The sequence below is a fragment of the Streptomyces sp. NPDC046870 genome (genome assembly GCF_040704595.1).
Classification (GTDB): domain Bacteria; phylum Actinomycetota; class Actinomycetes; order Streptomycetales; family Streptomycetaceae; genus Streptomyces; species Streptomyces argyrophylli.
In genome coordinates, this window is record NZ_JBEYXM010000055.1 from 1 (window position 1) to 8,936 (window position 8,936).

At 74.7% G+C, this 8,936-nt stretch carries 12 protein-coding genes; 5 read left to right on the plus strand and 7 right to left on the minus strand.

What is annotated here, in order from left to right:
• The 3 genes from AB0946_RS41605 to AB0946_RS41615 all read left to right on the plus strand — a co-directional run.
• A partial coding sequence (locus AB0946_RS41605) for an SDR family oxidoreductase (RefSeq protein WP_366765966.1) occupies nucleotides 1-94 on the plus strand: 94 nt, incomplete at its 5' end.
• A 234-nt stretch (nucleotides 95-328) separates the two neighbouring features.
• Entirely contained in the window at nucleotides 329-625 is a 297-nt protein-coding gene (locus tag AB0946_RS41610) for a hypothetical protein (protein WP_366765955.1), read from the plus strand.
• A complete protein-coding gene (locus AB0946_RS41615) occupies nucleotides 625-1,128 on the plus strand; it encodes a MarR family winged helix-turn-helix transcriptional regulator (protein WP_366765956.1) in 504 nt (167 codons plus the stop codon). Before AB0946_RS41610 ends, AB0946_RS41615 begins: the two co-directional genes overlap by 1 nt.
• 743 nt (nucleotides 1,129-1,871) lie before the next feature.
• Here the strand turns inward: AB0946_RS41615 and AB0946_RS41620 are convergent.
• Entirely contained in the window at nucleotides 1,872-3,017 is a 1,146-nt protein-coding gene (locus AB0946_RS41620; RefSeq protein WP_366765958.1) for a DUF6596 domain-containing protein, read from the minus strand.
• On the minus strand, nucleotides 3,017-3,430 hold the full coding sequence (locus AB0946_RS41625; protein ID WP_366765959.1) for a YciI family protein: 414 nt from the start codon (nucleotides 3,428-3,430) through the stop codon (nucleotides 3,017-3,019). The genes AB0946_RS41620 and AB0946_RS41625 overlap by 1 nt, the downstream gene beginning before the upstream one ends.
• 255 nt (nucleotides 3,431-3,685) lie before the next feature.
• Here AB0946_RS41625 and AB0946_RS41630 point away from each other — a divergent pair, with 255 nt between their 5' ends.
• A complete protein-coding gene (locus AB0946_RS41630; RefSeq protein WP_366765960.1) occupies nucleotides 3,686-5,383 on the plus strand; it encodes a hypothetical protein in 1,698 nt (565 codons plus the stop codon).
• Between the two features lie 106 nt (nucleotides 5,384-5,489).
• On the opposite strand, the gene AB0946_RS41635 is transcribed toward AB0946_RS41630, so the two are convergent.
• Nucleotides 5,490-6,758, minus strand: a complete 1,269-nt coding sequence (locus AB0946_RS41635; RefSeq protein WP_366765961.1) for an MFS transporter — start codon at nucleotides 6,756-6,758, stop codon at nucleotides 5,490-5,492.
• 133 nt (nucleotides 6,759-6,891) lie between these two features.
• Between AB0946_RS41635 and AB0946_RS41640 the strand changes: the two genes are divergently transcribed.
• Nucleotides 6,892-7,827: a LysR family transcriptional regulator gene (locus AB0946_RS41640; protein WP_366765962.1), complete on the plus strand. Its 936-nt coding sequence runs from the start codon at nucleotides 6,892-6,894 to the stop codon at nucleotides 7,825-7,827.
• A 16-nt stretch (nucleotides 7,828-7,843) separates the two neighbouring features.
• On the opposite strand, the gene AB0946_RS41645 is transcribed toward AB0946_RS41640, so the two are convergent.
• The 4 genes from AB0946_RS41645 to AB0946_RS41660 all read right to left on the minus strand — a co-directional run.
• On the minus strand, nucleotides 7,844-8,023 hold the full coding sequence (locus AB0946_RS41645) for a phosphodiester glycosidase family protein (RefSeq protein ID WP_366765963.1): 180 nt from the start codon (nucleotides 8,021-8,023) through the stop codon (nucleotides 7,844-7,846).
• Nucleotides 8,020-8,478, minus strand: coding sequence for a GNAT family N-acetyltransferase (locus AB0946_RS41650; RefSeq protein WP_366765964.1), 459 nt, complete (start codon nucleotides 8,476-8,478; stop codon nucleotides 8,020-8,022). Before AB0946_RS41650 ends, AB0946_RS41645 begins: the two co-directional genes overlap by 4 nt.
• Before the next feature lie 94 nt (nucleotides 8,479-8,572).
• Nucleotides 8,573-8,695, minus strand: coding sequence for a type B 50S ribosomal protein L36 (gene ykgO / locus AB0946_RS41655; protein WP_352385688.1), 123 nt, complete (start codon nucleotides 8,693-8,695; stop codon nucleotides 8,573-8,575).
• A 37-nt stretch (nucleotides 8,696-8,732) separates the two neighbouring features.
• Nucleotides 8,733-8,936: type B 50S ribosomal protein L31 (locus AB0946_RS41660; protein ID WP_366765965.1), on the minus strand; the 204-nt coding region annotated here is incomplete at its 5' end.

The following is an 8,936-nucleotide window of genomic DNA, read 5'->3' on the forward strand; positions in this document are numbered from 1 at the left end:
AGTCGCCCACCTCGCCCTCTTCCTCGCCACCGACCAGTCCAGCTTCATCACCGGCACCGAAATCTTCGTCGACGGCGGCGCCAACCAGATCTGACCACACCACCACCCCACGGCACACGGGGCCGCGGTACGCACACCACGGTCCCGCCACCGCCACACCACCGACCCGCGCGGCCGGAGAACCGGTACAGGCCCGAGACCCGAGTCCCCGAGGACAGTCATGAGAAGTCGATCCGTCGCGACCGGCGTCTCCGCCGGTGCTTCCGCGCGGCCCCGGCCACGGGTGCCGGTACCGCACCGCCGAGGTTGCCGTCCCGCCGTCGCAGCCGTGGCGTCGGCCTCGGGCCGCCTCGACCGGCGCCGGGTCCCGCTCGCGCCGGCCGCCCTGATCACCCTGTCCGACGCACTGTCCCAGCGGCACGCGCACCTCGGCCCCGGAGCGGTCACCGCCGTGCTCCTCGGCTACGGCGACGCCGGCCTGACTCTCCTCGTCACCGCTTCGCGGACGTCCCTCGCGGCCGGCTCTCCGGCCGGCGGCCTGCTGACCGACCGACAGGCCGCCCCGCGCGCTGCCGCGCCGGCGGAACAGGCAGAGGCTTACGGCTCCGGCCGGGAGGGTATGTGATGTGTCAACCTCTCGACGAGGGCGACGTGACGAACGAGTCGCCCCGCTGGCTGACCGAGACCGAGGAACAGGCGTGGCGTGGTCTGCTGCGTGTTTTCGAACAACTGGTCACGCGCACCGGACGCCCTCTGCAGAGCCTTTTCGGACTGTCCGCCGCCGACTACACCGTGCTGGCCGAGCTGACCCGCGTCCCCGAGGGCCGGCTGCGCGTCCTGGAGCTCGGCAAGGTGGTCGGCTGGGAGAGGAGCAGGGTGTCACACCACGTGGCACGCATGTCGAAGCGGGGTCTGGTCGAGCGCCAGGGGTGCGCCTACGACCGTCGTGGCGTCTACGTCAGCGTCACACCGCTCGGCCGCCGGGCCATCGAGGAGGCGGCACCGCGCCACGTCGAGGATGTACGGGGTCTCTTCCTCGATCACCTCACCGCCGCACAGATCGCTCTCCTGGCGGAGGTCAGCGACGAACTGGCCGACAGCCTGGCACAGACCCCCGAAGTGGCCTGACGCGCGAGCGCGCGGCAGCCGTGGCTCCCGTCGGTCCACCCGTTCGGCTCCGCATGAGCACCGCGGCACGGGGCATTCAGGGCGTGCCCGGGTGTGTTCCGGGTGGCTGGGCCGCGGCCGATCCCCCCGAGTACGGCCGCGGCACCAGCCGTACGGCCGGTCGTTCCCCCCTCCGTGCCGGGACGGGACCGTCCCCGTCCGAGGTCGCTGTCCATGCGAGGACCACGCCGCCGCGCCCGCTCGATGCCGGGGCGCCCCGGGGGCGCTCTTTCCCGAACCGGCCGCCTACCGGGGGACGACGACCCGGCTGCGCCCCGGCCGGGCAGCCCGGGACCGGCGGCCGGTTCCGTGGGCGGCCCCCTGCTACGGCCGGTGGACGAGCCCTGGCCGGTGTGCGGCGAGGCCACGACCGCGGGCGTGAGCGGCGTCCGGCGGACGTCCACCGGCGATGGCGGGTCCGGCTGCCGCGTGGGCCCGTGCGGACGCCCCGGCTCCGACGGCCGGGGAACGGGAGCTGCTCGCCGAGCCGCACCGGGAGCGCCGGCTGCCCGTGGCCCCGGAGACGGACCCGCTGCCCATGACCGGTCCGGCGCAGCTCTACCGGCGCGAGGGTCCCCGACCTCCCGGCGGGGCCGGCGCCGGCGCAGCTCCGGGGCGCGGCCGGGCGGGTGGACGGGGACACGGCGGAGCCTGCGCAGGCCCCGTCGGCCCCGGGGCAGGGCCGCGGGCCGGGGCGCTGCCCCTCAGCGGCGCAGGCGGGTGTTGAGGCGGGCGGCCTGGCGTGTGAGGTGGTCGCGTTCGGCGAGGTTGGTGGCGCGGTGGGCCGCCTCGGCGTACAGCCGCGCCGCCGTCGGGAGGTCGCCGTCGCGTTCGTGCAGGTGGGCGGCTACGGCGGTGTGGCGGGGCAGCGAGTCGTCCAGCTCCGCGAGTGCCGCCAGGCCGGCGCGGGGGCCGTCGGCCTCGCCGACGGCCACGGCGCGGTTGAGCCGGACGACCGGGTTGTCGGTCAGGCGCAGGAGTTCGTCGTACCACTCCACGATCTGCACCCAGTCGGTCTCCTCGGCGGTGGGCGCGTCGGCGTGGAGGGCGGCGATGGCGGCCTGGGCCTGGAACTCGCCCAGCCGGTCCCGGGCGAGGGCCGCCTGGAGGATCGCGACGCCCTCGGCGATCATACGCGTGTCCCACCGGCCGCGGTCCTGCTCGGCGAGCGGGACCAGGCTGCCGTCGGGCGCGGTCCGGCCGGCGCGCCGGGCGTGGTGGAGCAGCATCAGGGCGAGCAGCCCCGCCACCTCGGGGTGGTCGATCCGTGCCGCGAGCTGCCGGGTGAGCCGGATGGCCTCGGCGGCCAGGTCGACGTCGCCGGAGTAGCCCTCGTTGAAGACCAGGTAGAGGACGCGCAGCACGGTGGCGACGTCGCCGGGCCGGTCGAACCGCACGCCGGAGACGGTGCGCTTGGCGCGGCTGATCCGCTGTGCCATGGTCGCCTCGGGCACCAGGTAGGCCTGGGCGATCTGCCGGGTGGTGAGGCCGCCGACGGCGCGCAGCGTCAGCGCGACCGCCGACGACGGCGTCAGCGAGGGGTGGGCGCACAGGAAGTAGAGCTGGAGCGTGTCGTCCACCGCGGGCGCCGGCCCGGGCGCGGGTTCCTCGTCGGCGCGGTCCTCACGCCGGCGGCGCGCGGTGTCCGCCCGGGTCTGGTCGAGGAACTTGCGCCAGGCCACGGTGACCAGCCAGCCCTTCGGGTCCCGCGGCGGGTCGGCCGGCCAGACGCGGACCGCCTCGAGCAGCGCCTCCTGGACGGCGTCCTCGGCCGCCGCGAAGTCCGCTCCGCGGCGGCCGAGGAGGGCGAGCACGCCCGGCGTGAGGCTCCTCAGCAAGACCTCGTCCATCAATGGCACTCGGTGGCGTCGGGGGTCGCGGTCAGGAACGGCCGCACTTCCAGCCACTCGTGGATCGGCTTCCCGCCGGCCCCGGGAGCGGCCGACAGCTCCCCGGCCAGCTCGACGGCGCGCTCGCGGCTGTCGACGTCGATCACCATCCAGCCGGCGATGAGGTCCTTGGTCTCGGCGAAGGGGCCGTCGGTGACCGGCGGGCGCCCCTCACCGTCGTACCGGACCCACGTGCCCTCGGGGGCGAGCGCCTGGCCGTCGACGAACTCGCCGGTCTCCTCCAGCCGGGCCGCGAAGTCCCGCATGAACTGGATGTGCGCCGAGACCTCCTCCGGCGTCCACTGGTCCATGGGCACGTCGTTGACCGCCGCCGGAGCGCCGCGGTAGTGCTTGAGCAGCAGGTACTTGGCCATCGTGCTTCTCCTCGGTACTGGTGCGGCCCATTGTGGCCGCACTCACCCCTGGGACGGAGCCGGTCACGGGTTCTCGACATCACCGCCAAACTTTTTTTCTCCCGAGGGGCCGGGGGCCGTTCCGGCTCTGGAAGCGAGTGCGGCGGACCGGCTGAACACCGAAGACGCCGGCCACCCATATGTGCCGGAATGCGGCGCGCCGGGAGATACCCTTCGCTGCGCGACCGGTCGGCGGCCCACGAGGGAGGCACGGGCATGGACTACTACGACCTCGGCAGTCACACCCGGCGCGTGAGCACGTCGTCCGACGAGGCGCAGACCTGGTTCGACCGCGGGCTGAACTGGACGTACGCCTTCAACCACGAGGAGGCCGTCCGCTGTTTCGAGGCCGCCGCCGCGGCGGACCCCGACTGCGCCATGGCCGACTGGGGCCTGGCCCACGCCCTCGGTCCCAACTACAACAAGCCCTGGGACTTCTTCGACGAAGAGGACCTGGAGCGGACGGTGGGGCGGGCGCACGCCGCCGTGCGGCGCGCCCACGCGAAGGCGGCCGGCGCCACCCCGGTGGAGCAGGCCCTCATCGGCGCGCTCGGGGCCCGTTATCCACGGTCCCGGGCCCCGGACACCGAGGACTGTTCCGTGTGGAACGCCGCCTACGCCGACAGCATGCGGGCCGCCCACCGGCTGGCCGAAGGCGACCTCGACGTGGCCGCCCTGTACGCCGACGCGCTGATGAACCTCACGCCCTGGCGGCTGTGGGACATCCGCACGGGCCGTCCGGCCCCGGGCGCGCGCACCACCGAGGCCAGGGCGGTCCTGGAGAAGGCCCTCGCCACCCGGGCGGGGGCGCGGCACCCGGGGCTGCTCCACCTGTACGTCCACCTGATGGAGATGTCCCCCACGCCCGAGGCCGCCCTGCCGGCGGGTGACCGGCTGCGCGGACTGGTGCCGGACGCGGGCCACCTCCAGCACATGCCGTCCCACCTGGAAGTGCTCTGCGGCGACTACCGGCGGGTGATCTCCGACAACACCGAGGCGATCAGGGCCGACGAGAGGTTCCGTGCCCGGTCGGGCGCGATGAACTTCTACACCCTGTACCGGTGTCACAACCTCCACTTCAAGATCTACGGTGCGATGTTCCTCGGCCGCTACCAGGACGCCGTCGACACGGCGGCCCGGCTGGAGGCCGCCGTACCCGAGGAGCTGCTGCGCGTGGAGAGCCCGCCCATGGCGGACTGGCTGGAGGGGTTCCTCGCGATGCGGGTGCACGTGCTGATCCGCTTCGGCCGCTGGGACGACATCCTGCGCCTGCCGCTGCCCGCCGACGCCCGGCTGTACCGCGTCACGACGGCGATGCTGCGGTACGCGCGCGGGGTCGCCCTCGCGGCGACGGGCCGGACCGACGAGGCCGACACGGAACGCGCGCTGTTCCACGAGGCGGTCGCCCGGGTGCCGCGGACGCGGATGCTGTTCAACAACACCTGTACGGACATCCTGGCCATCGCCGCGCGGATGCTGGACGGCGAACTGGACTACCGCAGGGGCAGGTACGAGGCGGCGTTCGCGGCGCTGCGCCGGTCGATCGAGCTGGACGACGGCCTGCCGTACGACGAGCCGTGGGGCTGGATGCAGCCCACCCGGCACGCCTACGGCGCCCTGCTCCTCGAACAGGGCCTGGTCGCGGAGGCCGAGGCCGTCTACCGTGCCGACCTCGGACTCGACGACACGCTCCCCCGCCCGCTGCAACACCCGGGCAACGTCTGGGCGTTGCACGGTCTCCACGAGTGCCTGGTGCGGCTCGGCAAGGAGGGGGAGGCACGGATCGTGGCCCAGCAGCTGAAGATCGCCGCGGCGCTGGCGGACGTACCCGTCGAGGCGTCCTGCTTCTGCCGCCTGCGGACCGCCGCCACGGGCTCCGCGTCCCCGCGGGGCTGCTGCGCCGAGGAGCACTGACGGCCGCGTGCCGCTCCGGCGGGGACCGGATGCCCGTCCGTGCGCGCCTCGTCCGGGCCCCGGGCGCCCGAGAGCCGCCCCGGCGCCGGCCCGCCGTATCGGTCCGTCAGGGGCGGACCGGTGCCGGTTCCGGGGCGGGGTGGGGTGTCGCCGCGCGGCGTGGGAGCAGCAGTGGGGTCGCCAGCAGCAGCGCGCCGGCCAGGCCGATGGCCGTGCGCGGGCCGAGCAGGCTGCCCAGGACGCCCCAGACGGCCGTCAGCACCGCGGTCGACGCCTTGACCGTCACCGTCCAGGCGGTCAGCGTGCGGGCGACCCGGTCGGTCGCGGTGCGCTCCAGGCGGTAGGTGGTGTAGACGGGGCCGAACACCGCGCAGCAGAAGATGAGGCCGAGTTCGACGCCCATCACCAGCAGCAGCCCCCCGGTACCCGGCCCGGTGAAGGCGAGGCCGACGGACCACAGGGCGCGCAGCGTCCCGGACACGACCAGGACACGGTGCTGCCCGAACCGGGCGGCGAGCGGGCGGGCCAGCCGTGCGCCGAGCAGCCCGCCGATCGAGGGCACGGCGAAGGCGAGGCCGTACTGCCACGGCGCGAACCCGAGCCGGCCGAGCATCAGGACGGCCAGCAGAGGCTCGGCGGCCATCACCAGGCCGTTGAAGAGGGCGGTGTTGAAGAACAGCGGGCGCAGCGTCGCGTCGGCGAGGATGTACCGCCAGCCGTCGAGCAGGTCCCCGGCCCGCAGGCGCGCGGCCGGCCGGCGCTCGGGCGGCGGCTCCTGCCCGCCCATCGCGCGCAGGCCCAGGGCCGAGAGCAGATAGCTGACCGCATCGGCCACCACCGTCGCCACCGGACCGAGGAGCCCCGTCGCCGCGCCGCCCAGCGGCGGTCCGACGATCGTGGTCGTCCAGGTCGTGGACTCGAACCGGGCATTGGCGACGAGCAGGTCCTCGGCCGGCAACAGCGTCTTCAGGTACGCGCCGGACGCGGCGCGGAAGGTGATGTCGGCCGCCGCGACGACGACCGAGACCAGCAGGAGCTGGAGGAAGGTGAGCCCGCCGAGCGCGAACGCGACGGGGATCGTCAGCAGTGCCGCGCACCGCACGAGGTCCGTCGCGATCAGCACGGGCCGCTTGCGGCGGAACTCCACCCACGGGCCGAGCGGCACCGCCACGGCCGCGCCCACCGCGGCGCCCACGGAGGAGAGCGCGGCGACCTCGGCCGGTCCGGCGTGCAGCACGCGGACGGCGATCAGCGGGAACGCGCCGAAGGCGAGCCAGGTGCCGAGCGCGCTGGTCCCGTACGCTCCCCAGAGCCACCCGAACCGCCGCCCCAGCCGGCGTCCGTGCAGACGGCCCAGCCGGTGTCCGCTCCTCATCTTCGACGTCCCCTCGTCCCCATCCGCACAACCGATCCGCGACCGGAAGCATCAAAGCGAGCGCGGTGACCAGGGGGCAAACAACCATGGGGCCGTCGGCCACAACCGTTGGTTGTGGCCCTAGGGTGGCGGCATGGACCTCGACACCGTCCGGACCTTCGTCGCCGCCGCCGACGCGGGGCAGTTCCAGGAGGCCGCCGCCGAGCTGGCGGTCACCCAGCAGGCCGTCTCCAAGCGCGTCGCCGCGCTGGAGCGCACCCTCGGGGTACGGCTGTTCACCCGCACTCCGCGCGGAGCCGAGCTCACCATCGACGGGCAGGCGTTCCTGCCCCACGCGCGCGAACTGCTGCGCGTCGCCGAGCGCGCGGTGGCGTCCGTACGCACCGGCCGCCGCCCGCTGCGCGTCGACGTGATCGCCTCGCGCGGCGCGGCGACGGGCCTCATGCGCGGGTTCCACCGCGCGCATCCCGAGATCGACCTCGACGTGGTGATGCTCTTCGACATCGAGAAGGCCGTCGCCGCCCTCCGCTCCGGCACCATCGACGCGTCCTTCCGCGCCGTCGCCGCGCCCGGCCGGCCCCTCCCCGAGGACGTCGGGTCCGTCCGGGTGCTCGACGAACCGCTCCAGCTCCTCACCGGCCCCGGCCACGCGCTGGCGGGCGCCCGGTCGGTGCCCCTCGCCCGGCTCGCCGGGCACCGGATCTGGATGCCCGGCGTCGTCCCCGGTACCGAGTGGGCCGCCTACTACGAGGACCTGGTCGCCGAGTTCGGCCTCACCATCGAGGCGACCGGCCCCAACTTCGGCTCCGACGCCCTCCTCGACACGGTCGCTGACACCCCGGCCCTGGCCACGTTCATGGGCGAGCACACCAGCCTCGTCTGGCCCGCCGGCCTCGGCCTGCGCCGCATCCCGGTGACCGACCCGACGCCCGTCTACCCGCACTCACTCCTGTGGCACCGCGACAACCCGCACCCGGCACTGGCCACCCTCCGCGACCACCTCGCCACCACGACGGCCGGCCACGAAGCCACCGGGACCTGGACGCCGGACTGGGTGCTTCCCCGCTGACACGCCCGCTGCGGCCTCACCGGGCCGCGCCCACCGCCCCCGAGCCACGCCCACCGACCCACGCGGCCGTGTCCTCGGTCAGTGAGCCGCCGGCGCCGCCCACGGCCGTCGCGGTGGAGCCGCCGCCGTCGAGGTTCATCGCATGCACGGCGCCGAGCGACTTCATGAAGGCGGCGGCCTCGTCTCGGGTGTTCACCCGTCACCCACGGCCGGGGCCGGCTCGCGCACCATGAAGACGTCCACGGGGTCCTCGGTGTCGAGGGTGAACCCGTGCCGCTCGTACAGGCGCCGGGCCGGGCTGCCGCGCAGCACGTTCAGCCGGACCGTGATGCCGTCGCGGTCGCAGCGCTCCAGCAGGGTGCGCAGTACGGCCGCGCCGATGCCGTTGCCCTGGAGGTGCGGGGCCAGGTAGAAGTGCTCCAGCCAGTGGGCGTCCCCGGCCGGCCGCAGCGCGACGCATCCGGCGAACGCGCCGCCCACCTCGATCACCCAGGTGTGCGCCGGGACGAACCCGTCCCGCAGCCGCTGCCGCACGCGCCGCTCGTCGTACCGCCCGAGCCGCTCCAGGTCCGCGCGCAGCGCCACGGCCCGCACCTCGGCCACCGCCTCGACGTCGTTCCCCGACGCCGGCCGGACCCTCCACTCCCCCATGATCGCCAGCCTACCGCCGCCGGAGCCCGGTGCCGGGCACGGGAACGGCCCGGCACCGCGGGTGCGGTGCCGGGCCGTGGGGCGTTCGCGGGCGTCAGCCCTGGCGGGCCTTGAAGCGGGGTTCCTTCTTGTTGATCACGAAGGTGACGCCCCGCCGGCGCACCACCTGGGCACCCGGCTTGGCCTTCAACGAGCGCAGGGACTTGCGTACCTTCATCGCGGTCTCCTCCCAGGAGGTCGAGCGGGTTGTGCGGTCAGTGGCGGTCGGTGGTGGTGCGGCCGTAGCGCCGCTGGAAGCGTTCCACCCGGCCCGCGGTGTCCACGACGCGGGAGGTGCCGGTGTAGAACGGGTGGCTCGCCGAGGAGATCTCGACGTCGACGACCGGGTAGGTGGTGCCGTCCTCCCACTCGACCGTGCGGTCGGTGGCGACGGTGGAGCGGGTGAGCAGCTGGAAGCC

Coding starts and splice junctions, on each gene's coding strand:
- AB0946_RS41615 (WP_366765956.1), top strand. CDS start 625: ATGTGTCAACCTCTCGACGAGGGCGACGTGACGAACGAGTCGCCCCGC.
- AB0946_RS41620 (WP_366765958.1), bottom strand. CDS start 3,017: ATGGACGAGGTCTTGCTGAGGAGCCTCACGCCGGGCGTGCTCGCCCTC.
- AB0946_RS41625 (WP_366765959.1), bottom strand. CDS start 3,430: ATGGCCAAGTACCTGCTGCTCAAGCACTACCGCGGCGCTCCGGCGGCG.
- AB0946_RS41630 (WP_366765960.1), top strand. CDS start 3,686: ATGGACTACTACGACCTCGGCAGTCACACCCGGCGCGTGAGCACGTCG.
- AB0946_RS41635 (WP_366765961.1), bottom strand. CDS start 6,758: ATGAGGAGCGGACACCGGCTGGGCCGTCTGCACGGACGCCGGCTGGGG.
- AB0946_RS41640 (WP_366765962.1), top strand. CDS start 6,892: ATGGACCTCGACACCGTCCGGACCTTCGTCGCCGCCGCCGACGCGGGG.
- AB0946_RS41650 (WP_366765964.1), bottom strand. CDS start 8,478: ATGGGGGAGTGGAGGGTCCGGCCGGCGTCGGGGAACGACGTCGAGGCG.
- ykgO (WP_352385688.1), bottom strand. CDS start 8,695: ATGAAGGTACGCAAGTCCCTGCGCTCGTTGAAGGCCAAGCCGGGTGCC.